The sequence below is a fragment of the Blautia sp. MSJ-36 genome (assembly GCF_018917985.1).
Lineage (GTDB): Bacteria > Bacillota > Clostridia > Lachnospirales > Lachnospiraceae > Blautia_A.
In genome coordinates this window covers 104940-130551 of the sequence record NZ_JAHLPQ010000002.1, presented here as the reverse complement: position 1 = coordinate 130551, position 25612 = coordinate 104940, and the positions used below count along the sequence as shown (strand labels likewise).

Annotated in this window: 27 protein-coding genes; 21 read left to right on the top strand and 6 right to left on the bottom strand. The window is 46.7% G+C overall.

Annotation, left to right across the window (positions count from 1 at the left end; genetic code table 11):
* Positions 1 to 3 precede the first annotated feature (3 nt).
* Entirely contained in the window at positions 4 to 849 is an 846-nt protein-coding gene (locus KQI39_RS02775) for an AraC family transcriptional regulator (RefSeq protein ID WP_148446113.1), read from the bottom strand.
* A gap of 78 nt (positions 850 to 927) precedes the next feature.
* Here KQI39_RS02775 and KQI39_RS02770 point away from each other — a divergent pair, with 78 nt between their 5' ends.
* From KQI39_RS02770 to KQI39_RS02760, 3 genes are all read left to right on the top strand, one after another.
* Positions 928 to 1563, top strand: a complete 636-nt coding sequence (locus KQI39_RS02770) for a YczE/YyaS/YitT family protein (RefSeq protein ID WP_173762945.1) — start codon at positions 928 to 930, stop codon at positions 1561 to 1563.
* Between the two features lie 270 nt (positions 1564 to 1833).
* The gene (locus KQI39_RS02765; RefSeq protein ID WP_173762944.1) at positions 1834 to 2958 is read left to right on the top strand and encodes an aldo/keto reductase; all 1125 of its coding nucleotides are present in this window, start codon (positions 1834 to 1836) and stop codon (positions 2956 to 2958) included.
* Positions 2959 to 3005: 47 nt separating this feature from the next.
* The gene (locus KQI39_RS02760) at positions 3006 to 4097 is read left to right on the top strand and encodes a PTS transporter subunit IIC (protein ID WP_173762943.1); all 1092 of its coding nucleotides are present in this window, start codon (positions 3006 to 3008) and stop codon (positions 4095 to 4097) included.
* Positions 4098 to 4249: 152 nt separating this feature from the next.
* On the opposite strand, the gene KQI39_RS02755 is transcribed toward KQI39_RS02760, so the two are convergent.
* Positions 4250 to 5287 (bottom strand): DnaJ C-terminal domain-containing protein, encoded by a 1038-nt coding sequence (locus tag KQI39_RS02755; protein WP_216416277.1) that lies wholly within the window; start codon positions 5285 to 5287, stop codon positions 4250 to 4252.
* Between the two features lie 300 nt (positions 5288 to 5587).
* Between KQI39_RS02755 and KQI39_RS02750 the strand changes: the two genes are divergently transcribed.
* Together KQI39_RS02750 and KQI39_RS02745 are read left to right on the top strand one after the other, a co-directional pair.
* Positions 5588 to 6538 carry a hypothetical protein gene (locus KQI39_RS02750; protein ID WP_253293038.1) on the top strand — a complete coding sequence of 317 codons (951 nt, stop codon included), beginning with the start codon at positions 5588 to 5590 and terminating at the stop codon, positions 6536 to 6538.
* Positions 6539 to 6601: 63 nt separating this feature from the next.
* Positions 6602 to 7513 (top strand): LysR family transcriptional regulator, encoded by a 912-nt coding sequence (locus KQI39_RS02745; RefSeq protein ID WP_173762941.1) that lies wholly within the window; start codon positions 6602 to 6604, stop codon positions 7511 to 7513.
* 88 nt (positions 7514 to 7601) lie between these two features.
* Here the strand turns inward: KQI39_RS02745 and KQI39_RS02740 are convergent, their stop codons facing one another.
* Entirely contained in the window at positions 7602 to 8120 is a 519-nt protein-coding gene (locus KQI39_RS02740; protein ID WP_195566192.1) for a nitroreductase family protein, read from the bottom strand.
* Between the two features lie 249 nt (positions 8121 to 8369).
* Here KQI39_RS02740 and KQI39_RS02735 point away from each other — a divergent pair, with 249 nt between their 5' ends.
* A complete protein-coding gene (locus KQI39_RS02735; protein WP_148446101.1) occupies positions 8370 to 8642 on the top strand; it encodes an acylphosphatase in 273 nt (90 codons plus the stop codon).
* Between the two features lie 4 nt (positions 8643 to 8646).
* Entirely contained in the window at positions 8647 to 9342 is a 696-nt protein-coding gene (locus KQI39_RS02730) for a YjjG family noncanonical pyrimidine nucleotidase (RefSeq protein WP_216416275.1), read from the top strand.
* 12 nt (positions 9343 to 9354) lie between these two features.
* Here the strand turns inward: KQI39_RS02730 and KQI39_RS02725 are convergent, their stop codons facing one another.
* Positions 9355 to 10482: a CdaR family transcriptional regulator gene (locus tag KQI39_RS02725; protein ID WP_216416273.1), complete on the bottom strand. Its 1128-nt coding sequence runs from the start codon at positions 10480 to 10482 to the stop codon at positions 9355 to 9357.
* A gap of 242 nt (positions 10483 to 10724) precedes the next feature.
* Between KQI39_RS02725 and KQI39_RS02720 the strand changes: the two genes are divergently transcribed.
* Positions 10725 to 11855: a glycerate kinase family protein gene (locus tag KQI39_RS02720; protein ID WP_216416265.1), complete on the top strand. Its 1131-nt coding sequence runs from the start codon at positions 10725 to 10727 to the stop codon at positions 11853 to 11855.
* Between the two features lie 119 nt (positions 11856 to 11974).
* Here the strand turns inward: KQI39_RS02720 and KQI39_RS02715 are convergent, their stop codons facing one another.
* Positions 11975 to 13768, bottom strand: coding sequence for a flavin reductase (locus tag KQI39_RS02715; RefSeq protein WP_216416263.1), 1794 nt, complete (start codon positions 13766 to 13768; stop codon positions 11975 to 11977).
* Positions 13769 to 13982: 214 nt separating this feature from the next.
* On the opposite strand from KQI39_RS02715, the gene KQI39_RS02710 reads away from it, so the two are divergent.
* The 4 genes from KQI39_RS02710 to KQI39_RS02695 are packed head-to-tail and all read left to right on the top strand — an operon-like array spanning position 13983 to position 15997.
* Positions 13983 to 14621: a Crp/Fnr family transcriptional regulator gene (locus tag KQI39_RS02710; RefSeq protein ID WP_216416255.1), complete on the top strand. Its 639-nt coding sequence runs from the start codon at positions 13983 to 13985 to the stop codon at positions 14619 to 14621.
* Positions 14622 to 14635: 14 nt separating this feature from the next.
* Positions 14636 to 15127: a GNAT family N-acetyltransferase gene (locus KQI39_RS02705; RefSeq protein ID WP_216416254.1), complete on the top strand. Its 492-nt coding sequence runs from the start codon at positions 14636 to 14638 to the stop codon at positions 15125 to 15127.
* Positions 15124 to 15687 (top strand): class I SAM-dependent methyltransferase, encoded by a 564-nt coding sequence (locus tag KQI39_RS02700; protein ID WP_216416252.1) that lies wholly within the window; start codon positions 15124 to 15126, stop codon positions 15685 to 15687. Before KQI39_RS02705 ends, KQI39_RS02700 begins: the two co-directional genes overlap by 4 nt.
* 37 nt (positions 15688 to 15724) lie before the next feature.
* Entirely contained in the window at positions 15725 to 15997 is a 273-nt protein-coding gene (locus KQI39_RS02695) for a DUF1294 domain-containing protein (protein ID WP_216416250.1), read from the top strand.
* A 57-nt stretch (positions 15998 to 16054) separates the two neighbouring features.
* On the opposite strand, the gene KQI39_RS02690 is transcribed toward KQI39_RS02695, so the two are convergent.
* Positions 16055 to 16375, bottom strand: coding sequence for a hypothetical protein (locus KQI39_RS02690; protein ID WP_253293037.1), 321 nt, complete (start codon positions 16373 to 16375; stop codon positions 16055 to 16057).
* 213 nt (positions 16376 to 16588) lie between these two features.
* On the opposite strand from KQI39_RS02690, the gene KQI39_RS02685 reads away from it, so the two are divergent.
* The 9 genes from KQI39_RS02685 to KQI39_RS02645 all read left to right on the top strand — a co-directional run bounded on the left by KQI39_RS02685 (position 16589) and on the right by KQI39_RS02645 (position 25592).
* Positions 16589 to 17554: a beta-ketoacyl-ACP synthase III gene (locus KQI39_RS02685; protein WP_216416248.1), complete on the top strand. Its 966-nt coding sequence runs from the start codon at positions 16589 to 16591 to the stop codon at positions 17552 to 17554.
* 103 nt (positions 17555 to 17657) lie between these two features.
* Entirely contained in the window at positions 17658 to 18602 is a 945-nt protein-coding gene (fabK, locus tag KQI39_RS02680) for an enoyl-[acyl-carrier-protein] reductase FabK (RefSeq protein ID WP_216416246.1), read from the top strand.
* Between the two features lie 3 nt (positions 18603 to 18605).
* Positions 18606 to 19526, top strand: coding sequence for an ACP S-malonyltransferase (gene fabD, locus KQI39_RS02675; protein ID WP_216416244.1), 921 nt, complete (start codon positions 18606 to 18608; stop codon positions 19524 to 19526).
* Between the two features lie 16 nt (positions 19527 to 19542).
* On the top strand, positions 19543 to 20283 hold the full coding sequence (gene fabG / locus KQI39_RS02670) for a 3-oxoacyl-[acyl-carrier-protein] reductase (RefSeq protein ID WP_216416242.1): 741 nt from the start codon (positions 19543 to 19545) through the stop codon (positions 20281 to 20283).
* Between the two features lie 25 nt (positions 20284 to 20308).
* Positions 20309 to 21550, top strand: coding sequence for a beta-ketoacyl-ACP synthase II (fabF, locus tag KQI39_RS02665; protein WP_216416240.1), 1242 nt, complete (start codon positions 20309 to 20311; stop codon positions 21548 to 21550).
* Positions 21551 to 21554: 4 nt separating this feature from the next.
* Entirely contained in the window at positions 21555 to 22058 is a 504-nt protein-coding gene (gene accB / locus KQI39_RS02660) for an acetyl-CoA carboxylase biotin carboxyl carrier protein (protein ID WP_216416238.1), read from the top strand.
* Positions 22059 to 22090: 32 nt separating this feature from the next.
* Positions 22091 to 22519, top strand: coding sequence for a 3-hydroxyacyl-ACP dehydratase FabZ (gene fabZ, locus KQI39_RS02655; RefSeq protein ID WP_021977160.1), 429 nt, complete (start codon positions 22091 to 22093; stop codon positions 22517 to 22519).
* A gap of 9 nt (positions 22520 to 22528) precedes the next feature.
* Positions 22529 to 23893 carry an acetyl-CoA carboxylase biotin carboxylase subunit gene (gene accC / locus KQI39_RS02650; RefSeq protein ID WP_216416236.1) on the top strand — a complete coding sequence of 455 codons (1365 nt, stop codon included), beginning with the start codon at positions 22529 to 22531 and terminating at the stop codon, positions 23891 to 23893.
* Positions 23883 to 25592 carry an acetyl-CoA carboxylase carboxyltransferase subunit alpha gene (locus KQI39_RS02645; RefSeq protein ID WP_216416234.1) on the top strand — a complete coding sequence of 570 codons (1710 nt, stop codon included), beginning with the start codon at positions 23883 to 23885 and terminating at the stop codon, positions 25590 to 25592. Before accC ends, KQI39_RS02645 begins: the two co-directional genes overlap by 11 nt.
* Positions 25593 to 25612 lie beyond the last annotated feature (20 nt).

Below are 25612 nucleotides of genomic sequence, written 5' to 3'. Positions count from 1 at the left end.
GATTCAGCAATCCAGAAGATCCTCGGCATGATGATATTTTTCCCGGTATTCCCGGGGCGTCATGCCGGTTTCTTTTTTGAAGGCACGGGAGAATGCAAAAGGATTCTGATATCCACAGGAGATCGCCACGCTGGATACAGGGATATCCGTGATCGTCAGAAGTTCCCTGGCATTGATGATCTTGGCGGAAGTCAGGAAAGCCTGGGGCGTGGTTCCAAGATGTTTTTTGAAAAGTCCGTAAAGGTGACTGCGGCTGATATGCAGATAGTCGGCAACATCGGTAACAGTAATATCCTGAAGCGGACTTTTTTTGATGTAATCAACAGCCTGTGTGATATAAAAATTCTCGTTGGATTCCATGGTCGTGTAGGAAGCATGAAATTCTTCCTCCAGCATGGCGATGATCCGGTAAAGACCACTCTGGATATAGGCTTCATTGGAGGGCGTCAGCTGCGGGTGAGTCATCATTTCAAGAATGGTTTCCTGATAGGGAAGAACCGAATCCAGCTGTTGGACCGGAGTTTCCTCAGTAAGATGGCAGTGTTCACAGAGGATGGGAGCGTTTTCTCCATTGAAACAGATCCAGATATAAGTCCAGGGATCAGAAGGCTCTGCTTTGTAGAGAGAGCTGGTCACAGGAGGAATGAAAAAGCACTGGCCGGCTTTCAGAGCATATTTTCGGTTATTCATATAGAAATATCCCTGTCCGTTCAGCACAAAGTGGATGGTGTAATATCGCCGGACACCAGGGCCGTAGGATTGTTCCGGCGTACATTTTTCCCATCCGCAGGAAATAAGATGAAGTTCTTTTGATGAAGTCTGGCGGTTCAGGACCTGTTTGTTTTCCATGGGAATTTCCTGCCTTTCGATGCATGATTATAGATAATATCAGTTTAAAATATTTGATCAGAGGTGTAAAGAAGAAAGATGAATTCATTAACAGTAAAAAGAATCCTCATGACATTTGCCGGAATCTTTCTGGCTGGTGTCAGTGTGGCCATTTTCAAGGCATCTGATTTTGGGACAGATCCCAACTCCTGTTTTGTCATGGGTGTGTGGAATCTTGCAGGAATAAAATACAGTTATGTTTATATTGCCATCAATGCACTGATGCTGCTGGGAGTATTCTTTCTGGACAGACATTTTATCGGACTTGGAACTGTGCTGAACCTGTTTTTTATGGGAATTATCGTGGAAAAAGGAATGCAGCTTTTTGACAGGTATCTGCCGGAGAGAACATTTGGAGTAAGAGTGATTCTGATGTGTATCGCTGTTGTAATGATGTGTTTTGCGTCGGCACTGTATTTTACAGCAGATATGGGAGTTTCCGCCTATGATGCCTATGCACTGATTCTGGATAAACGAACCCGGATTCCTTTCCGGATGTGCAGGATCGGAACGGATGTGATCACAACAGCGGCCGGATTTTTCATGGGCGCGGTTGTAGGAGCCGGAACCCTTGTCACCGCATTTTTTATGGGACCGTTGATTGAGTTTTTCAACCGGACAGTGGCAAGGCCATTTCTTTATGGAAAAGAGAATAAACAGATGCAGAAGAAGTAGAACAAAAGGCAGTTGTCGTGCTGTAAAAGTGCGACAGCTGCTTTTTGTTTGCAGATACAAGATTTCCACTGTCTTGACACTTGTAAAAGAAAAAGGTTTACTGCTGGAGTAAATACCGTTATAATAGGAGAAACGCAGTTTTTTTCCTGCAGTAAAAATATAACAGTCCGGGAGATATCAGTGTCTGGAATATTGTTTATCAGACGATATAACAGATGATATAATGATGTGGAAAATTTTCCGGAATGGAATAAGAAGGGAGAAAAAAATATGGCATATTTAGGCGAAGAAATCAAAAAACTTGGTTTTGGTCTCATGAGACTTCCGCAGAAATCCGAAGGTGTGATCGATGTGGAGCAGACCAAAGTCATGGTAGACAAATTTATGGAAGCTGGATTTACTTACTTTGATACAGCGTGGGCTTATGCAGGAAGTGAAGACGCTATCCGTGAGGCACTGGTAGAGCGTTACCCGAGAGAAAAATATCAGCTTGCCACCAAGATGGCAGCCTGGATCAACTGCAAGACAAGAGATGAAGCTCTTGCACAGTTTAAAACATCTCTGGAGAGAACAAAGGCAGGATATTTCGACTTCTATCTTCTCCACAATCTTGGAGAGCACAGAACAAAATATTTTGATGAGTACGGTTTATGGGACTGGATTCGTGAACAGAAGGAAGCCGGTCTGATCAGACATGCAGGATTTTCGTTCCATTCCACACCGGAGGAACTGGATGCACTTCTCACTGCACATCCGGAAATGGAATTTGTACAGCTGCAGATCAATTACGCAGACTGGGAAAATCCGGCGATCCAGTCAAGAGCCTGCTACGAGGTAGCCAGAAAACATGGAAAACCGGTCATTATCATGGAACCTGTAAAAGGCGGCATGCTTGCAACTCCGCCGGAATCAGTGGAAAAGCTTCTGAAGGAAGCAGAGCCGGAAGCATCTACAGCATCCTGGGCGATCCGTTTTGCGGCAAATCTGGAAGGCGTGATCACCGTACTTTCCGGAATGAGCAATGTTGCACAGATGGAGGATAACCTTTCTTTTATGAAGGATTTCAACGGCCTCACTGACAGTGAGAAAGAGACTCTTGATAAGGCAAGAGAGGCTATGAGCAAAATTCCGCTGATCCCATGCACAACCTGTAACTACTGCGCAAAGGTCTGTCCGATGGAGATTGGAATTTCCGGTTCCTTTACAGCAATGAATTATCTGACATTGTACGGAAATAAAGCCGCTGCAGCCCATCAGGAAGACTGGCTGGTAGTCAGTCACGGCAGAAAGCGTGCAGATGAATGTGTAAAATGCGGACAGTGTGAGGAAGTATGTCCGCAGCATATTTCCATCCGCGAGGAACTTGAGAAAGTAAGCGAGACCTTTTGCAAATAAGAACTGATCTGACGGGAAAAGGATCAGGGTAAGGAGAGAGTTTTAAAATGGAAAAATTCAAAGCATTTCTGAAACGGAAGGATATCGAGATCTCCCTGAAGAGATACGGTATCGATGCACTGGGAGCCATGGCACAGGGACTTTTCTGTTCCCTGCTGATCGGTACGATCATCAACACCCTTGGCACACAGTTCCACATTCCGTTTCTGACTATGGCAGTTGCCACAGTCAATGACACCCAGTACACGGTAGGTTCTCTGGCCTCTGCCATGAGCGGACCTGCCATGGCAGTAGCTATCGGTTACGCATTGCATTGCCCGCCGTTGGTACTGTTTTCACTGATCACTGTTGGTTTTGCCTCCAATGCACTTGGCGGAGCAGGTGGCCCTCTGGCTGTACTGTTTGTTGCAATTGTTGCGGCTGAGATCGGTAAGGCAGTTTCCAAGGAGACAAAGATCGATATCCTTGTAACTCCTCTTGTAACCATTGGTGTGGGCGTAGGTCTTTCCGCATGGTGGGCACCTGCCCTTGGAAAAGCTGCCATGAAAGTGGGAAGCGTAATTATGTGGGCAACGGACCTGCAGCCGTTCTTTATGGGAATCCTGGTTTCCGTATTTGTGGGAATCGCACTGACACTGCCGATTTCTTCTGCTGCGATCTGTGCGGCTCTGGGACTTACCGGACTGGCAGGTGGCGCCGCAGTAGCAGGTTGCTGTGCACAGATGGTAGGTTTTGCGGTTATGTCCTTTAAGGAAAACAAATGGGGCGGATTGGTTTCTCAGGGAATCGGAACCTCCATGCTCCAGATGGGAAATATCGTCAGAAATCCAAGGATCTGGATTGCACCAATCCTCACATCCGCCATCACAGGACCTATCGCGACCTGTCTCTTTAAATTGCAGATGAATGGAACAGCTGTATCCTCAGGAATGGGTACCTGTGGTTTTGTAGGACAGATCGGTGTGTATACAGGATGGATGAATGATATTGCAGAAGGAACCAAGACAGCAGTCACAGCCATGGACTGGGCAGGACTTTTCCTGATCTCCTTCATCCTCCCGGCAGTCCTCTGCCCGCTCATCAATATGTTTGTACGTAAACTTGGATGGGTGAAAGATGGAGATATGACATTGTCATAAATAAGAAGTATTGAATGGGGATGGCAAATATCCCTTTGACGATCAAAAAAAGAGTATCACAGAAACTCATGGATAAAGATGAGATCTGTGATACTCTTTTTATTTAACCGAATGCGGATTGCGAATATCCGCTTGACCCTGGTACTAACTATTTACGCCACATGCGATCCATTGGCATTACTCCGTTCCAGTCCACATGCCCTTGCATACTCATGAAGTTTCTCTTTGGCGGTGTAATTCAGATTCTGTGGAACCTGGATCTGGATGGTTACGTACTGGTCGCCGCGGATGGACGGGTTCTTCATGGAAACGATGCCTTTTCCTCTTAGACGGATCTTAGAACCGGACTGCATGCCTTCCCGGATCTTGCAGATCACGTTTCCGTAAAGAGTAGGAACCGTAGCTTCACCGCCAAAAACAGCCGTTGTGTACGGAATGGAGATGGTGGTATAAACATCGGATCCTTTCCGCTCATATCCAGGACGGGTTCCTACGGTAACTTTCAGAAGTAGGTCACCAGGTTCTCCGCCACCGGTTCCAGGCATGCCTTTTCCTTTCAGACGGATACTCTTGCCGGTATCGATACCTGCCGGAATGTGAACCTGTAATGTCTGCGGTGCACCGGAGCTTCCGTCCGGGCTGGACAAGGAGATCCTTTTATCTGCGCCAAAAGCTGCTTCATCGAAGGTAACGTTGATGCTGGCCTTCACATCGGAGCCTTTCTGTGGAAAATCCTGCTGATGGAATCCGCCGAAACCGCTGCCACTATGGAACCCGCTTCCGCCAAATCCGCTGTGGAACCCGCCGTCGTGACTGCCGTGGAACATATTTCCGAAGATATCGCCGAAAATATCGTCCATATTTTCACCGTTAAAATGAAATTCCTGATAGCCGCCATTGCCGCTACTCTGGAATCCGCCGAATCCACCGGCACCTGCACCGGCTCCCGGATCAGCACCTGCCTCAAAAGCAGCGTGGCCAAACTGATCGTACATTTTTTTCTTCTTCGGGTCATTTAAGATATCGTAGGCTTCGTTTACTTCCTTGAATTTATCTGCGGCATCCGGATTACCGGCGTTGGTATCCGGGTGATATTTTTTTGCCAGTTTACGGTATGCTTTTTTTATTGTTTTTTCATCTGCGTTCCGGTCAATGCCCAGAACATCGTAATAATCTCTTTTTACTGCCATGGTATTCACCTTCCCTTATAATCTTATTTACCTATAAAATGCCCCGGGAAAACAGCCCCGGGGATCGTTGGTTTCTTGTTCTATCTGTAATATAACACTACAAATTTAATAAGTCAAGACCTGTAAAAAAGAAAGCCCGATTTGGACTTGACCAGACACATGGTTCTTACAGAGAAAAGGAAAAAATATGATATAATATTAATATAAAATCCTGCAGCTGCCTGTGCAGGGATAATCGATGAAACATAAAACAAGCGGATTACAAATATCCGGTTAACAAAAGGAAAGGGAGGCGGAATTATGGAGAAAAGAAACTTACTGTCAGAAAAGAAGACAGTGAAATGGCTGGCACTTTTTATTTTTACACTTATAATGGCATTCCTGTTTACAACACAGAATGCAAAAGCAGCAGGCACAACATTTAAAGTGCAGGTTACCAGCGGTTATCTGGCATTGAGAAGTGAAAAATCTTTTGACAGAAATAATGAAATCGGTCAGCTGAATACCGGAGATCTGGTAGAGGTTATGGACAAAAAAGACAGTACTTACTGGTACGCATATTCGCCAAAGCTGAATAAATCCGGATATGTGGACAAAAATTACCTCCAGGTGGTGGAAAATACAACGGCCACGAATGACTCCTGGACGGTAAAAGTAAAAAGCGGCTATCTGGCACTTCGAAATACAGCAGCATATAATGACAGCAATGAGATCGGCCGTCTGAATACTGGAGACACCGTTCTTGTAAAAGACAGCAGCGATTCCACCTACTGGTATGTATATGCCCCGAAGCTGGATAAATCCGGATATGTGGATAACCGCTATATCTACAACAGTGGTCTGTGGACAGTAAAGGTAGAGAAAGGTTACCTGGCACTCAGAAACCAGGCAGCATATAATGACAGCAATGAAATCGGCCGTCTGAATACCGGAGATATGGTGCAGGTAAAGGATACCAGTGACAGTAACTACTGGTATGTATATGTTCCGCAGCTTGACAAAACGGGATATGTAGATAAAGATTATCTGACAGGTGGATCAGAAGTTACGTATCCGACCATGACAGTTCAGGTAGAAAAAGGATTTCTGGCACTTAGAAGTGCAAAAGCTTACGATAAAAACAATGAGATCGCCCAGCTGAACACAGGAGATACGGTTGAGATCATTGAAAAAGAAGACAGCACTTACTGGTATGTATATGTTCCGAAACTTGGAAAAGAAGGATATGTAGATAAAAATTATCTTAAATAAATGTTTTACACCAGGTGGAAAGATATCCGCCTGATATAGAATACAGGGAGGTAATACAGACAGATGACTCTGGCACAGCTCAGATATACCATAGCAATTGCAAAAGCCGGATCTATGAACGAGGCAGCCAAAAGCCTTTATATTTCCCAGCCAAGTCTTTCCACGGCGATCCGGGAACTGGAGGCGGAGACAGGTGTTGAGATCTTCAGAAGAACAAACCGTGGAATCGCCGTAACGCCCGCAGGGGAAGAATTCCTGGGGTATGCGAGGCAGGTAGTAGAACAGTATGAACTGATGGAAGCCAAATATATTTCCAAAGAGCAGTCCCGCAAAAAGTTCAGTGTTTCCATGCAGCATTATACTTTCGCAGTCAATGCCTTTGTGGAGCTGGTAAAACAGTTCGGCATGGATGAGTACGAATTTGCGGTCCATGAGACCAAAACACATCAGGTGATCGAGGATGTGCGGAATTTTAAAAGTGAGATCGGGATCCTCTATGTGAATGATTTTAACCGAAAAGTACTTACAAAAATGTTTCACGAATATGGCCTGGAGTTTCACGAACTTCTCAACTGCAGGATCTACGTTTACATGTGGAAAGGCCATCCCCTGGCGAAACGTGAGAAGATTACTCTGGAAGAACTGAAAGAATACCCGTGCCTGTCTTTTGAGCAGGGGGGGAATAATTCCTTTTATTTTGCAGAGGAGGTTTTGAGCACCTATGAGTACAAACGGCTGATCAAAGCCGATGACAGGGCCACCATGCTGAACCTGATGGTAGGACTTAACGGATACACTCTATGTTCCGGCATTATCTGTGAAGATCTGAACGGTTCTGATTACTGTGCGGTGAAGCTGGATTCCGATGAGATCATGACCATCGGCTATATTGCCAGAAAAGGTGTCAATATCAGTGCCCTTGGAAAAAAATATCTGGAGGAGATTTCCAGATATAAGGATAAGGCACTGAAATAAGAGAAAATAAAATCTGACAGATTTCTGCATAATACACGGCGATGTGTAAAATGCAGATCTGTCAGATTTTTTGTACATATTCAGACGATCAAACGCGGATTACAAAGCCTTCTTTACGAGGTTTTGCTGTCGGATATTCGCAGTCACGGTATCCCAGAACACAGTGGCCGATACCAATATATTCATCCGGAACACCCCACTGTTTCTTCAGTTCTTTTCCTTCTTCGGAATCAAAAACTTCTCTTGCACGGTGGATCCAGCAAGAATCGACGCCAAGAGCATGAGCGGCGTTCATGAGATTTCCCATCACAAGGCTTCCGTTTTCCACGCAGGTGCCCATTTTGCTGTCGGAAAAGACAATGATTACAGTTGGGGCGCCGTAGAACGGATCTGCTTTACTGCCCATAACATCTGCGTTCATTTTGGAAAGTTTTGCAACCAGTTCCGGATTCTGTGTTACTACCATAAGAGTACTCTGCTGTCCCATGCCGCTTGGTGAATATTCTCCGGCTTCCAGGATCACATCCAGAGTTTCCTGTGGAACAAGGTCTTTTTTGTAGGCGCGGATGCTTCTGCGCTCCAGCATGTTTTTGATGCTTTCGTTCATAATGATTACCTCCTGATGACGAATTTTGTTGAAAATATTTTCTGTAAAAGAAAGCAGTTTTCTTTTTATTCTGGTAAAAACTATTATACCGCAGATGTTTATAGTTTCCAATAGACAGGCGGTTATAACTTTACAACTTGTAAAGAATTATTATATAATCTGGATAAGACATTCCTGCGGCGGATGCAGGAGAATTTTGGGTGGAGATACAGAGACGGAATAGTTGAGACAGAAAATATGAGGTGCCAGATGGAAAAGATTCGAAAACATTTTTATTTTTCAGGAAGAGTACAGGGAGTGGGATTTCGTTACCGCTCTTATTATATTGCACAGTCCATGGGGCTGACCGGCTGGGTAAAAAATCTCTGGGATGACCGTGTGGAGATGGAAGTGCAGGGAACCAGAGAAGAAATCCGGGAAATGGTAGAACGCCTTTCTCAGCAGAATTTTGTGGAGATTGAGGGAATTGAAGCAAAAGAGATTCCTCTGGAGGATGAGTTTGGATTTCATGTGAAAGGATAGTGAAATGATCAGAGCTGTTTTTATGGATATTGATAATACGCTGCTGGATTTTGACGCGGCGGCACAGGAAGGTATGGAGCATTGTTTTGAGGATGCAGGTCTTACATATAAGCCGGAAATGTTTACAGTTTTCAAGGAGGAGAATGACCAGATCTGGAAAAAGATCGAACAGGGGATCCTGACGATGGATGATCTCCCCTATGTGCGTTGGCAGGCGATCCTTAAGAAACTGGGGCTTGAGGCAGATGGTGTGGCCATGGAGATGCTGTTTCGGAAGTGCCTGTTTTACAGTGCAGTACCTGTGGAGGGAGCGAAGGAAATCCTTGATTATTTACAGGGAAAATATATCCTCTGCACAGCCAGCAACGGTCCTTATGAGCAGCAGATCTGCAGGCTGAAAAAAGCGGATATGTTGAAGGATTTTGACCATTGTTTTGTGTCTGAGAAGATTGGCGTGGATAAGCCGGATGTACGTTTTTTCGAGCGCTGTCTGGAACAGCTTCCGGGGATCAGAGCAGAAGAATGCATGATCGTGGGGGATTCCCTGACTGCTGATATCGCAGGCGGACAGGCAGCAGGGATGGAGACCTGCTGGTTCTGCCGGGAGAAGATGGAAGAAGCGGAACTGGAGAATGTGAAACGGACACATAAGGCGGATCATGTGATAAAGCATTTGGATGAACTGAAAAATCTTTTGTAAAAATGGGCCTGTTTATTCCATTTCCAGCGCCAGATACAACAGAACAGCATCCCGGAATTTCCGGGGATTGAGACCACATTTTTTATAAATGTGGTTTAATTTATATTGGAGAGTATTTTTGTGGAGAAAAAGTTTCTCCGCGGTATCGGCCAGAGACATCTCCAGAGAAAAATAAGTTCGCAGAAGTTCCTTTTCATCCGGAGACAGTTGACCAATGGTTTTTCCGGAAAATTCTTCACGGTCTTCCGGAGATACGGAAGAGAGAACAATTTCCAGAGTGAGATCATCGAAAACTGCGTAATTTTCTGCACAGATGTTGTCAGTAGAAGGCTGGTGAAAACTAAGGCTTCGCAGGGCAGTTTCAGCAGTAGTAAGGGAAAGTCCCAGCTGATACAGCGATACGGACCGGCCAACGGCAATGGCCAGAGTGTCAGCATGTTTCTTTGCGAAATTATGAAGCGTTCCGGAAAGCGCAGAAAAACCGGAATTGTCTGCGACAGCGAGATAATCTCCGGGATAGCGGAAGGTGTACAGGGTGATCCCGGCAGTTTTGAAAAAATTCTGGATCTGGTGTTCTGAAAGAACAGAACCGCTGACAGAATCGGTATAATTTTGTCCAGAAGCAGCCGGATATGTATGGATCAGGATCAGTCGCTTGGGTGTATCCGGATCGATCTGAAATTCTTTCAGGCATTTCAGAAGATATTCCGGGTTCTGGGTGTCTCCGTGGAGCAGGGAACTGATGACAAACTGCTTTTTGTCCGCCTGATGTCGGCTGTACTGGCCAAGTTCCTGTTCCCGGATCAGGAGGCTGGTGATGCGCTGTGCCAGAAAGGCGTATTTGCGTACTTTTTCCGGGGAACCGGTGATGCCGATTACAGCCAAAAGACGGTCTTCATGGTAAAGAGGCATGTTGATACCCTGGCGGGTTCCTGTAAAATTATCGGATTCTGCCACTTCGATGGTAGTACCGGTTACAGCAGCTTTCCGGCCGATTTCATGAAAAGCTCCGATCCGGGCAGAGTTGGTGCTGGCAATAATGGTGCCGGATGAGTTGATGAAATTGATATCATAACTGCAGACGTCCTTGATGGTATTGACGATCTGCTGGGCGAGAGTGTGGCTGATGTGTGTGATCATGAATCCTCCTGGAAAAGTTGATGTGCTTTCTTTCGGTCAGTATATCATATATATTTCAGAGGTTCAAATTGGATGTGTTACCTATAACAATAGAAAACAGAAATTATTGAAAAATATAGTATATATAATATATACATCCAAGCTCGATTTTATTAAGATTAAAAACAGAATGGTAGACAGCGAATGCGGATTGCGAATATCCGCTTGACTTTATATAAAAAATTTCACAGGAGGAAAATACAATGAAAGTAGTAACAGCAATCGATTCTTTTAAAGGCAGCATGACATCCATGGAGGCAGGTTTTGCAGCTGCAGAAGGGATTCATCGTGTGTACGCAGACGCGGAGGTTCAGGTAAGACCGCTGGCAGATGGCGGAGAGGGAACGGTAGAAGCTCTTGTTGCAGGAATGAACGGAAAAACAGAGCATGTAAAAGTTACAGGCCCTCTTGGGGAGCCGGTGATCTGCGAGTACGGTATCATCGAAAGCACAAAGACCGCAGTGATTGAGATGGCCGGTGCGGCAGGAATCACACAGGTTCCGGACGAAAAAAGAAATCCTCTTTACACGACAACTTACGGTGTCGGTGAAGTGATCAAGGATGCTATCGAAAAAGGCTGCCGCAGATTTATTGTGGGCATCGGCGGAAGTGCTACCAATGACGGCGGTGTGGGAATGCTCCAGGCACTTGGCTATGCATTTCTGGATAAAGATGGAAAACAGGTCCTTCCGGGAGCAAGAGGCCTGAAAGATATCGCGGAGATCACAGATGCCTATGTGATCCCGGAACTTGCAGAATGTAAATTCCGTGTTGCCTGCGATGTAACAAATCCTCTTTGCGGAGACCTTGGATGCAGTGCCATCTACGGACCGCAGAAAGGTGCCACACCGGAGATGATCAGAGATATGGACCAGTGGCTGGGTGCTTATGCAGAGCTTGCAAAAGAGCGTTTTCCAAAAGCAGATTCAGTGTATCCGGGAACAGGAGCAGCCGGCGGAATGGGATTTGCATTCCTGACATTTACCGATGCAGTTCTGGAATCCGGAATTAATATCGTACTGGATGAGACAAAACTTGAGGATTACATTAAGGACGCAGATCTTGTGATCACAGGCGAGGGCCGCATGGATGGCCAGACAGCCATGGGAAAAGCACCGGTAGGTGTCGCAAAGCTTGCAAAGAAATATGGCAAAAAAGTGATCGCTTTTGCAGGTGCCGTACAGCGTGACGCAAGAGCCTGCAACGATGCGGGAATTGATGCATTCTTCCCGATCCTCCGCGGAGTGGTAACTCTGGAAGAGGCCATGAAAAATGAGAACGCAAAATTGAATCTGGCAGATACCGCAGAGCAGGTTATCAGACTGATGAAATAAGAATCATGTGAATGCAAAAAAGACAGGCCGCTAAGGAGCCTGTCTTTTTTGGATGGTTTATAATTTGTAAAAACAAGGGAGTTGTAACCGGATAAAATTTGTTTATCGGGATTTTCGTTTTATCCTTCGATTGGTTCAAAATCCACAGCGCCATGTTTGCACAGAGGGCAGATGATATCTTCCGGAAGTTCATCGCCTTCATAGATATATCCGCAGACTTTGCATACCCAGCCTTTTTTGCCTTCAGTCTGTGGCTGCGGTTTTACGTGTTTCTGGTAGTAGGTGTAAGTCATGGTATCCTGATCGCTCATAACACGGGCCTCTGTGACGCTGCAGATGAACATTCCGTGAGTGCCAAGATCTACGTAGTTTTCCACTTTCAGGGACATGAAAGCATTGATATATTTGTCCAGGAATACCAGTCCATTGTCAGAGTGGTTCACTTTCTGGCCTGCAAATTTATCGGTGCTTCTGCCGGACTGGAATCCGAACTGTTCAAAAACAGAGAACGGAGCTTCTGTAGACAGACAGTTTACGTTCATGATACCGGTCTGCTGGATCACGTGGTGAGAGTAGTTGGCCTTGTTGATGTTGACAGCTACGCGGTATGGATTGTCAGTAAGCTGTGTAACGGTGTTGACGATCAGGCCGTTGTCCTTTTTGCCATCGTTGGAAGTTACCACATAGAGGCCGTAACCGATGCGGAACAGAGCGGTCATATCACTCTTGTTGGCAAGATCATCGCTTTTGGCAATGTATTCCTGGCAGAGTTCATCAGCCATAGCTTCCATCTGGTTGCGGTTTTCTTCATTTACTGCGGACATGATCTTAACGGTGGTATTCAGCCAGTTGATCTTTTTGCACTTGGAAAGCATCTCTTTCATGACTTTCGCTGCCAGCGGTGCCCAGGTTCCGTTTTCAATCAGCCCTACGGTGCGGTTCTGGAAGTTGTGCTCTACCAAGCGGGTGATAAAGTCGTTCATAAATGGATAGATGCTTGCGTTGTATGTGGTGGTTGCCAGAACCAGTTTGGAGTAGCGGAAAGCGTCGCTCAGTGCCTGAGACATGTCATCTCTTGCAAGGTCATAGACAACAACGTTTGGACATCCTTTGCTGCGGAATTTGTCAGCAAGCTGCTGGACTGCCATTTTTGTGTGGCCGTATACGGAAGTGTAGGCGATTACGATTCCGTCATCTTCCGGTGTGTAGGAAGACCAGGTATCATAGAGGCTGATATAATGTCCAAGATCTTCGTTGAGGACCGGCCCGTGAAGCGGGCAGATCGTCTGGATATCCAGAGTTGCGGCTACTTTCAGAAGGTTCTGTACCTGTACGCCATATTTACCAACGATGCCGATAAAGTATCTTCTTGCCTCATCATCCCATGGCTCTTCCACATCCAGGGCACCGAATTTTCCGAAACCGTCTGCGGAGAAAAGAACCTTTTCTGTGCTGTCATAAGTAACCATAACTTCCGGCCAGTGAACCATCGGCGCAAATACAAAAGTCAGGTTGTGCTTTCCAAGAGAAAGAGTTCCACCATTATCTACGATAACCTGCTGGCCTTCCAGATCCAGGTCAAAGAAATTCTGCATCATGCCGAAGGCTTTTTTGTTGGAAACAACGGTGGTGTCCGGATAAACTTTCATGAAATTGGCGATGTTGGCTGCGTGGTCCGGTTCCATATGCTGTACGATCAGATAATCCGGTTTCCGGTCACCCAGAACCTGCTGAATATTATCCAGCCATTCGTGGGTAAAATTGGCATCTACAGTATCCATAACCGCAACTTTTTCGTCCAGGATCACATAGGAGTTGTAGGACATGCCGTTTGGCACTTTGTACTGGCCTTCAAAAAGGTCAACCTGATGATCATTAACGCCTACATATTTGATGGTATCTGTGATTTTCATGAGCAATTCCTCTTTTCTTTCTATGGTGGATTTATTTATGTGACTGTGTTTTGTTTGTTTCTTAACTTTGATAAAAATATAACAGATTCTGCGAAAGAAAACTGTTGCAAATACAACAAAACAGGAAGAATTTTACAGACTTTACATTTTTTCTGTGCTGGTATAAAATCAGAAACATGTACGGTTCATCTGGCTGGTGCGAGGGAGGAAAAACATGGAGCACATTACTTTATTTACGGATATTTTGCCCGAAGAACAGGAAAGAATGCGTGTCTGTTTCAAAGTTCGGGAGGCTGTTTTTCAGAATGGAGAAACCATTATGGAATATTCCAGTTCCATGAAAAAGATCGGGCTGATCCAGGAGGGACGGGCGGTGCTTTACTGCTGTGATGAAGATGGAAATGAGTATGTCATCGATGAACTGAATAAGGACAGTGTATTTGGTGAACCGTTTTTGCTTCCGTCGGATTCCCAGCATTATTATGTGTGTGCCACCACCGTGACGAAGGTGATGTTTATTGATTATGAGCATGTGATCAAGCGCTGCGAAAATGCCTGTCATCATCACAGCCAGATGGTCAGCAATCTTCTGCAGATGACGGCGCTTCGCTCCAGACAGCAGACGGACCGGATCTATATGCTTTCCAGATCTTCCACCAGGAAGAAACTGATGGCCTATCTGCATTCTCTGGCTGCGGAGAAAAATACTGGGAAATTTAAACTGCCCATGTCCTACACCGCACTGGCCCAGTACTTAAGTGTGGATCGAAGTGCCATGATGCGTGAGATCAAAAATCTTTCGGATGAGGGCGTGCTCAGAAGAGACGGGCGGAATGTGGAATTACTTAAATAGAGGAGACAATCATTATGAATATTACAGTAAGAAAATATGAAGAAAAAGATCTTCCGGATCTGATCCGGATCTGGAATGAAGTGGTGGAAGATGGCGTTGCTTTTCCGCAGGAAGAATGTCTGAATGAGGAAACCGGAAAAGCTTTTTTTGCAGAGCAGACTTATACAGCTGCAGCCGTGAATGAGGAGAGCGGAAACGTTTACGGTCTTTACATCCTTCATCCCAACAACATTGGAAGATGTGGCCACATCTGCAATGCAAGCTATGCGGTAAGCCGGGATTCCAGAGGCCTTCATATTGGAGAAAAGCTGGTATCAGACTGCCTGGTACAGGGAAAAGAGCACGGTTTTGGCGTACTTCAGTTTAATGCGGTTGTGGCTTGCAATGTCCACGCAAGACATCTTTATGAGAGACTTGGATTTACACAGCTTGGGGTGATCCCGAAGGGTTTCCGTATGAAGGACGGACATTATGAAGATATCTGCCCGTATTATCATGAATTATGAAAAATCTTCAGATCACCGCATACACGCAAAGCTTTATCCGGCAGCAGGTCATGCCGGGAGATATCTGTATTGATGCAACCATGGGGAACGGAAATGATACTGCACTGTTAAGCAGACTTGCGGGAGAAAAGGGACATGTTCTTGCGTTTGATATTCAGAAACAGGCACTGGAACACACGGAAGAGCGCCTGAAAAAAGACAACTGCCCGGAGAATTATCGGCTGATCCTGGATTCCCATGAGAATATGGCTGCCTATGCAGAAATGGAAACCGTATCCTGTATCACCTTTAATCTGGGATATCTTCCAGGAGGAGACCATTCGGTGGCAACCAGAGCGGACAGTAGCAAACGAGCAGTGGAAAGCGGCCTCGCACTTTTGAAAAAAGGCGGCCTTATGACACTTTGCATTTACAGTGGAGGGGATACGGGATTTCAGGAGAAGGATGAGATGCTTGCATTTATCCGTCAGCTGGACCCGCATAAATATTTGGTGATCCAGTCGGAATATGCAAACCGGCCTAATGATCCGCCGATACCGGTACTGATCATAAAATTATAAAGTCCAAAATACAGGACACTGAATCAGGAGAAAAAACATGAACAATTACATATATTATTATCTGCTTGCGGTCAATATCCTGGCCTTTGTGCTTTTCGGTATCGACAAGCAGAAGGCCCGCCGCAATATGTGGAGAATTCCGGAGAAGACTCTGATCTTAAGTGCTGTCATCGGTGGCAGCGTCGGAGCTATCTTAGGTATGAGATTTTTTCACCACAAAACACGTAAAGCCAAATTTGCGGTTGGCGTGCCGGTGATACTGCTGGTGCAGATCGGTGCGGTGTGTCTGGCGCAGTGGGCGATGAAGTAGAAATATGAATGGAATACCTGTCTGAAAAATAAGACAGCTGTAGCAGGGTAGTGGAGATCAATACTCCACGCCTGCGGCAGCTGTCATTTTTTTCATAAAAAGATGATTAAATACTGCGATCACGCGTCCTACGCCAAGTACGGCGATGACAGTTCCAAGTCCGATACCGATCAGCTTATGAGCGAAGATCAGACCAATGAAAGTAGTAAGGCAGATATTAAAGAGGTCAAAGCAGTTCTTGGTGAAGCCAACAGATTTTCCAACACAGTCGGAAATAGCCTGTACAATCCCGTCTCCCGGATTGGGGATGATCCCCAGTGCCAGGATCAGAAGACCGGCAGCGTAGAAGACAATCCGGAGGAACATATTCTTTTTCATTTCTTATCACACTCTCTTTCTATACAACATTTTTATCATAGCACAAAATTTTATTAATACCAGACCGGAATTCTGTTGGAAATTTCCTTCTTGACAAATGCTTTTATAATGATATAATTTGATAATCAAAATATTTTAAGATAAAAGCTAAATCAGAGAACAGCAGTAAAGATTTATACAGGCTGATGTAAGACAGATATCATGGAGAAAAATATGACAGGTAAAATATGTGGAACTGGTTCCTGGGCACCGGACAGAGTGTGGGATAACAACGATCTGGCAAAAATGGTGGAAACCAGTGATGAATGGATCAGGGAAAGAACCGGTGTGGTACAGAGACATATTGCAAAAGAAGAGGAAGACACTGTGACAATGGCAGCGCAGGCGGCATTGCGGGCAGTGGAAGATGCAGGAATGGATGTGAAAGAGATCGACCTGATTCTTGTGGCCACCATTTCTCCCACAGAGATCATGCCCTGTGTGGCATGTGGTGTACAGGAGCGGATCGGCGCGGAAAATGCCACCTGCTTTGATCTGAACGGAGCCTGTACAGGATCTCTTCTGGCCTTAAACACCGCACAGGCATACCTGGCTCAGGGGATTTACCGGAATGCTCTTGTGATCGGTGCGGAAAAACTGTCCGGTTTAACGGACTGGACAGACCGTGGCACCTGTATCCTCTTTGGAGATGGCGCAGGAGCAGTTGTACTGAGAGCAGAAGAGGGCGGCAGATATGCACAGGTAACCCATTCCATTGGAAAAAAAGGCGGCGCACTTACCCTGCAGAGCAGAAATCAGATCTGTTACGAAAATGACCCGAAAGCAAAAGAAACCTACATACAGATGAATGGAAAAGAAGTGTTTACTTTTGCAGTATCCAAAGTACCGGAAGCTGTAAAAACCCTTCTTTACAGAGAAAAGATTTCTTATGGGGACATCCGGTATTATCTTCTCCACCAGGCAAATGAGCGGATCATCCGCTCCGCGGCAAGACGGCTGGGCGAAGACATTTCCAAGTTTCCCATGAACATGGACAGATACGGCAATACGTCTTCCGCAAGCCTTCTCATTCTTCTGGATGAGGTAAAAAAAAGCGGAAAACTGCAAAAGGGCGACAAACTGGTCCTTGCAGGATTCGGCGGCGGACTGACGTATGGCGCGAGCCTGATCGAGTATTAGATGCAAACAAAGTAAAGTCCCGATTAATGGACTGTTGAAACTATGAGCAAGTAGAAAAGCGGATTGCAAATATCCGCCTGACTCAATTTCCCGGAGGTAAAAAATGAAAACAAGAGTGACAGAATTACTTGGTATCGAATATCCAATTATCCAGGGCGGTATGGCCTGGGTGGCAGACCATCACATTGCGGCAGCAGTATCCGAGGCAGGCGGCCTGGGACTGATCGCAGCAGCAAACGCACCGGCGGAATGGGTACGTGAGCAGATCCGCGAAGCAAAAAAACTGACAGATAAGCCTTTCGGTGTAAACATCATGCTGATGAGCCCAAGCGCCGATGAGGTTGCGAAGATCGTCGTGGAAGAAGGCATCAAAGTGGTAACAACCGGCGCCGGAAGCCCGGAGAAATATATGGAAGAATGGAAAGCTGCCGGAGTAAAAGTGATCCCGGTCGTTGCATCTGTAGCTCTTGCAAGAAGAATGGAGCGCTGCGGTGCAGATGCGGTGGTTGCTGAGGGAACTGAGTCCGGCGGACATATCGGTGAGACAACTACTATGGCGCTGGTACCACAGGTTGTGGATGCAGTAAAGATCCCGGTGATCGCGGCAGGCGGAATTGCAGATGGACGTGGGATTGCGGCAGCTTTTATGCTGGGTGCAGAGGCCGTACAGATGGGAACCCGTTTTGTTGCCACACAGGAATGTAATGTACATGAAAACTATAAGCAGTTTGTTCTGAAAGCAAAAGATATCGACACAAGAGTAACCGGACGTACCACAGGTCATCCGGTCCGTACCTTAAGAAATCCCATGACAAAGGAATATCTGGAAAAAGAAGCAGCAGGAGCATCTTTTGAAGAACTGGAGCTTCTCACACTGGGAGGCCTTCGAAAAGCTGTTGTTGACGGTGATGTAAAAACCGGAAGCGTCATGTCCGGACAGATCGCAGGCATGGTAAAAGACATTCCGGCCTGCAAGGACCTGATGGCAAGACTGATGGCAGAGACAAAAGAAGCTGTAAAGAAGAACAGTTTTCTTGTGGAGGAATAAAAAATGGGAAAAACAGCATTCATCTTCCCGGGCCAGGGCGCACAGAAAGCCGGAATGGGAAAAGATTTTTATGAGAAATACGATACTGCAAAAGAAGTTTTTGATTCGGCCAGCGAGTGGCTGAATCTGGATATGAAAGCACTTTGCTTTGAAGAAAACGACCAGCTTGATCTCACCGAGTACACACAGGCAGCGCTGGTCACCACCTGCCTTGCCATGGAAAAAGTGGTGGAGGAAATGGGACTTCATCCAGATGTAACCGCAGGGTTAAGCCTTGGTGAGTACTGTGCCATTGAGGCTGCCGGGGGCATGGATCTTAAGGACGCCATTACAACCGTCAGAAAAAGAGGAATCCTTATGGAACAGGCAGTTCCGGCAGGACAGGGAAGCATGGCGGCAGTTATGGGAATGGAAACAGAGAAGATCGAAGAAGTGCTTGCAGACATTGCAGACGTAAGCATTGCTAATTATAACTGTCCCGGCCAGATCGTGATCACAGGGCTTAGTGAGGCGGTCTCCGAAGCTTCTGAAAAACTGAAAGCAGCCGGTGGAAGAAGGGTGATCCCGTTAAATGTCAGCGGTCCGTTCCACTCAGCAATGCTTGCCACAGCAGGAAAAGAACTGGGAAAAGTTCTGGATGATGTCACACTCCATGAACTTCAGATCCCCTATGTCACCAATGTGACTGCCGAATATGTGGAACACTCATCTGAAACAAAAGCACTTCTGGAAAAACAGATCTCTTCCTCTGTGCGCTGGCAGCAGAGCGTGGAAAACATGATCCGCCAGGGCGTGGATACATTCGTGGAGATCGGACCAGGAAGAACACTGGCCGGATTTATGAGAAAGATCGACAGAAATGTAAAAGTATATAACATTCAGACCGTAGAAGATGCAGAAAAAGTCTGCCAGGAACTGGTATAGATAGAAAGGAATTCATATGTCAGAGAAAAAAATCGCAGTGGTAACAGGCGGTGCACGTGGAATCGGAAAAGCCATCGCCCTGGAACTTGCAAAAGCAGGAAACCTTGTAGTGATCAATTATAACGGCTCAGAAGAAAAGGCCAGAGAAACAAAGGCAGAGATCGAGGCAGCCGGTGGTGAAGCAGATATCATGCAGTGCAATGTGGCAGATTTTGATGCATGCGAAGTTTTTTTCAAAGCCATTGCAGAAAAATACGGACGTGTTGATATTTTGGTAAACAATGCCGGGGTTACAAAAGACGGACTTCTCATGAAGATGAGCGAAGAAGATTTTTCCAGAGTTGTTGACACCAATCTGAAAGGAACGTTCAACTGCATCCGTCATGTGTCCAGAATGATGCTGAGACAGAGAAGCGGCCGGATCATCAGCCTTTCATCGGTGGTAGGCCTTCGGGGAAATGCAGGACAGGCCAACTATGCGGCATCCAAAGCAGGAATCATCGGCCTTACAAAATCCGCCGCAAAAGAGCTGGCATCCAGAGGAATCACAGTCAACGCCATTGCACCGGGATTTATCAAAACGGACATGACGGATGTACTTTCTGACAAAGTAAAAGAAAATATTGCGGCATCTATCCCGATGGGAAGTATGGGAACCACAGAAGATGTGGCAAAAGCAGCTGCATTTCTGGCATCGGACGGTGCACGTTACATCACAGGACAGGTACTTCGCGTAGACGGCGGAATGGCAATGTAGGGAAAGTTTCCAGGAGGACAGATGGATGAAAAGACGAGTAGTAGTAACAGGACTTGGAGCAGTAACACCAATCGGAAATGATGTGGAAAGTTTCTGGAGCGGAGTAAAAGAAGGAAAAGTGGGAATCGGGCCGATCACCCGTTTTGATACAACCGGATACAAGGCAACACTGGCAGCAGAACTTAAAGATTTTGTGGCAAAAGACCGCATGGACCCAAGAACCGCAAGAAGAATGGAGCCTTTTTCCCAGTATGCCGTAGCGGCTGCCCTGGAAGCTGTGGAACATGCAGGGCTTAAGATGGAAGAGGAAGATCCGTATATGGTAGGCGTGATCATCGGTTCCGGTGTGGGAAGCCTTCAGGCTACTGAAGCCAATGAGAAGAAGCTTGTGGAAAAAGGTCCTTCAAGGGTTGATCCCCTTCTTGTTCCGAAGATGATCACAAACATGGCAGCCGGAAATGTTTCCATTGCCACTGGTGCAAAAGGAAAATGTACCAACGTGGTAACTGCATGTGCAACAGGAACACACTGTATCGGAGATGCGTTCCGCGCCATCCAGTACGGCGATGCGGACGTGATGCTTGCAGGCGGTACAGAAGGAGCCATCTGCCCCATCGGAATCGCAGGATTTGCAAGCCTTACTGCACTGAGCACAAGTGAGGACCCGCTGCGCGCTTCTATTCCTTTTGACAAAGACAGAGGCGGTTTTGTTATGGGTGAGGGCGCAGGTGTGGTTGTTCTGGAAGAGTTGGAACATGCGAAAAAGAGAAACGCCCATATCCTGGCAGAAGTTGTGGGATACGGCGCAACTGCAGATGCTTTTCATATCACATCTCCGGCTGAGGACGGAAGCGGCGCTGCCCGTGCCATGGAAAATGCCATGAAAGAAGCTGGTGTTTCCCCAGAAGAAGTGGACTACATCAACGCCCATGGAACCGGAACCCATCACAATGACTTGTTTGAGACAAGAGCCATCAAACTTGCATTTCAGGATGCGGCAAAAAAAGTGAAGATCAACTCCACAAAATCCATGGTAGGACATCTTCTGGGAGCAGCAGGAGCTGTTGAATTTATCGTATGCGTGAAATCCATTCTGGACGGCTTTATCCACCAGACAGTGGGAACAAAAGAGACAGAGGAAGAGCTGGATCTCAACTATATGATCGGCGCTCCGGCAGAACAGGAAGTGCGCTATGCAATGAGCAATTCCCTTGGCTTTGGAGGACACAACGGAACATTGCTTGTAAAGAAGTATGAGGAGGAGTGAAATCATGGAATTTAACCAGATCCTTGAACTGATCGATCACGTATCTGCATCAGAACTTACCGCTTTTACTTACGAGACAGCAGATCTGACTTTGAGCATGGAACACGGAAAACCACAGATTATCCAGGGTGTTATGGGGAAAACTGTGGAAAACATTCCGGCAGCAGGAATGGCCGGTGGAAAAGATGCAGCAGAAACACAGGCAGTGGATACCGCATCCGTACAAAGCACTGAGCAGCCGGAACCCACACCGCAGAAATCAGACGACCAGACCGGCAGCCTGGTAACTTCTCCTCTGGTAGGAACCTTCTACGCAGCACCGTCCCAGGATCTTCCGCCTTACGTTCAGGTAGGAGATAAGGTAAAAAAAGGCCAGGTTCTTGCAATTGTGGAAGCCATGAAACTGATGAATGAGATCGAAAGTGATTTTGACGGCGAGATCGCAGAGATCTATGTGGAAAATGGACAGCCTGTAGAATACGGCCAGAAACTTTTCCGCATCAAATAAAATTTTTCGAAGCCTTTCAGGAGGATAAATAAATGAAACATCTTGATGTAAAACAGATCGAAGAGATCATCCCGCACAGACATCCGTTTCTGCTTGTGGACTATATCGAAGATTATGAACCGGGAGAGTTTGCTGTTGGATATAAATGTGTGACTTTCCGCGAGGACTTTTTCCGGGGACATTTTCCCAAGGAGCCGGTAATGCCGGGTGTCCTTATGGTGGAGGCACTGGCCCAGGTTGGAGCGGTAGCCATCCTTTCCCTGGAGGATATGAAGGGAAAAACTGCTTATTTCGGTGGCATCAACAAGTGTAAATTCCGCAGAAAAGTAGTTCCGGGAGACAAACTCCGTCTTGAGACAAAGATCATCCGCAGAAAGGGTCCTGTGGGAATCGGTTCCGCAGTGGCATCTGTAGACGGAGAAGTTGCCGTAGAGGCAGAACTTACATTTATGATCGGGTAAGGTGATTGTATGATTCGAAAGTTACTGATCGCCAACAGAGGCGAGATCGCGGTGCGTATTATCCGTGCCTGCAGGGAAATGGGAATTGCAACGGTAGCGGTTTATTCCGAGGCAGATGAGGAAAGCCTCCACACACAGCTGGCAGACGAAGCCATCTGTATCGGGCCGGGACCTTCCGCACAGAGTTATCTGAATATGGAGCAGATCATCAGCGCAACCATGGTTTCCGGTGCGGATGCGATCCATCCGGGATTTGGTTTCCTTTCCGAAAACGCCAGATTTGCGGAACTCTGTGAAAAATGCGGGATTACATTTGTGGGACCACCATCAAAGGTTATCCGCATGCTTGGCAACAAAAAGATCGCAAGAAGCACCATGATCGCGGCAGGTGTCCCGGTAGTTCCAGGCAGTGAAGGGGATGTGGAAGATATTGAAACCGGTCTTAAAGAGGCAGAGCGCATCGGCTATCCGGTGATTATCAAGGCAGCTCTTGGTGGCGGTGGAAAAGGCATGCGCGTGGCAAATACACCGGAGGAATTTCCGGAGGCCTACGCAACAGCCAGAAAAGAGTCCGAGATCGCTTTTGGCGACGGTACCATGTATATTGAACATTTCGTGGTAAATCCGAGACATATTGAGTTTCAGATCCTTGCAGACAGCTTCGGAAATGTAATCCATCTGGGAGAGCGTGACTGCTCCATCCAGAGAAATCATCAGAAGATGATCGAGGAATCCCCAAGCGCCGCAGTTTCACCGGAATTGAGGGAAAAAATGGGCCATGCGGCAGTGACAGCGGCAAAAGCAGCCGGTTATGTGAATGCGGGAACCATCGAATTTCTTCTGGAACCGGATGGGAAATTCTGGTTTATGGAGATGAACACAAGGATCCAGGTAGAACATCCGGTGACAGAGTGGGTGACGGGGATTGATCTTGTAAAAGAACAGCTGAAAATCGCTTCCGGAATGCCTCTTGAGATATCACAGAGTGATGTCCGGATTATGGGACACGCCATCGAGTGCAGGATCAACGCCGAGAACCCTCAGAAAAATTTCCGGCCTTCACCGGGAACCATCCAGGGAGCGCATTTTCCGGGAGGGAACGGGATCCGTGTGGATACTTGCGTGTACAACGGATGCAAGATCCCGCCATATTATGATTCCATGCTTGCCAAGCTGATCGTCCATGCAGACAGCCGTAAGGCGGCCATTGCAAAAATGCAGAGTGCCCTTGGTGAGGTGATCATTGACGGAATTGATACAAACATTGATTACCAGTATGAGATTTTGAAAAATGAGGATTATCAGTCCGGAAACTTTGACACTGGCTTTCTGGCAAGCCATACCATTGCGGGAGTGAAGATCAATGAGAATTAAGCATATGTTCAAAAAAACAGTCCGGGATATCCGCGGTGAGGAGCATGAAAACACTCCGGAGGTGCCGGATAACCTGATGCGTAAATGCAATGCCTGCAAAGCAGCGGTTTTTGTAGATGAGGTAAAACAGAATCATTATATCTGTCCACACTGCGGAAATTATTTTCATGTACCTGCCTACCGGCGGATCAAAATGATCGCAGACAGAAAAAGCTTCGTGGAGTGGGACGCCCATATGGAAGAACGAAATCCCCTTCAGTACAAAGGGTATGAAGAAAAACTTCGTGCTCTCCGCGAAAAGACAGGGCTTGATGAAGCTGTGGTCACCGGCAAGTGTACCATAAAAGGGACACCAGTGGCTCTTGGTGTCTGTGACTGCCGTTTCATGATGTCCAGTATGGGAGAGATCGTAGGGGAAAAGATCACCCGGGTTTTTGAACGTGCCACGGAGGAACAGCTTCCGGTGATCCTTTACATCTGTTCCGGCGGTGCCAGAATGCAGGAAGGTCTGGTATCTTTGATGCAGATGGCAAAAACCAGCATGGCGATCCGGAAACACAGCGATGCAGGTCTTCTCTATGTGCCGGTTCTTACAGACCCGACAACAGGTGGCGTGACGGCAAGCTTTGCCATGCTGGGAGATATTATCCTGGCAGAGCCAAAAGCACTGATCGGATTCGCCGGCCCCAGAGTCATCGAGCAGACCATCGGCCAGAAACTTCCAAAGGGATTCCAGAGAGCGGAGTTTCTTCTGGAGCATGGCTTTGTGGATAAGATCGTGGAGCGTGAGGAACAGAGGATCGTGCTGGCGGATATCCTGAAGTTACATGAAAATAAAGTACGGGATAATGGACAGTCCGATAAAACGGACAGAGATATCGGGAATACAATCTGGCCGGAATTTGTCCCATCAGGAAATTACACCCCCTGGGAACATGTCCAGCTTGCCAGGGCCAAAACACGACCCACAGGAAAAGACTACATCGAAGCAATCTTTGATGATTTTATGGAATTTCACGGAGACCGTCACTGCGGCGATGACCCGGCAGTGATCGGCGGTGTGGCGTTTTTCCATGGACAGCCGGTGACAGTTCTCGCTCAGGAAAAAGGCGAGGGCACAAAGGAAAACATTGCCCGGAATTTCGGAATGGTTTCCCCGGAAGGTTACTGGAAATCCCTGCGTCTGATGCAGCAGGCGGAGAAGTTTCACAGACCGGTGATCTGCCTTGTGGATACGCCGGGTGCATTCTGCGGTCTGGAAGCAGAAGAACGCGGACAGGGAGAAGCCATTGCAAAAAATCTCTACACACTGGCAGGTCTTACAGTTCCGGTACTTTCCATTGTGATCGGAGAAGGCGGAAGTGGCGGTGCCCTCGCCCTTGCAGTGGCAGATGAAGTATGGATGCTGGAGCATTCCGTATATTCCATACTGTCCCCGGAGGGCTTCGCTTCCATTCTCTGGAAAGACAGCAAAAAGGCGAAAGAAGCCGCCGCAGTGATGAAACTTACTGCCGCGGATCTTTACCAGATGGGAATGATCGAGCATGTGATCCCGGAAACAGAGCCTGTAAATCGTGAGAATATAAACGATGCAACGGCTTATCTGGAAAATGGAATTGCAGATTTTCTTGAGAAATATGGACAGAAAAAAACGGAAAAGCTTTTGGAACATCGCTATGAACGTTTCCGTAAAATGTAGAAATTATGAGCGCAGTGATT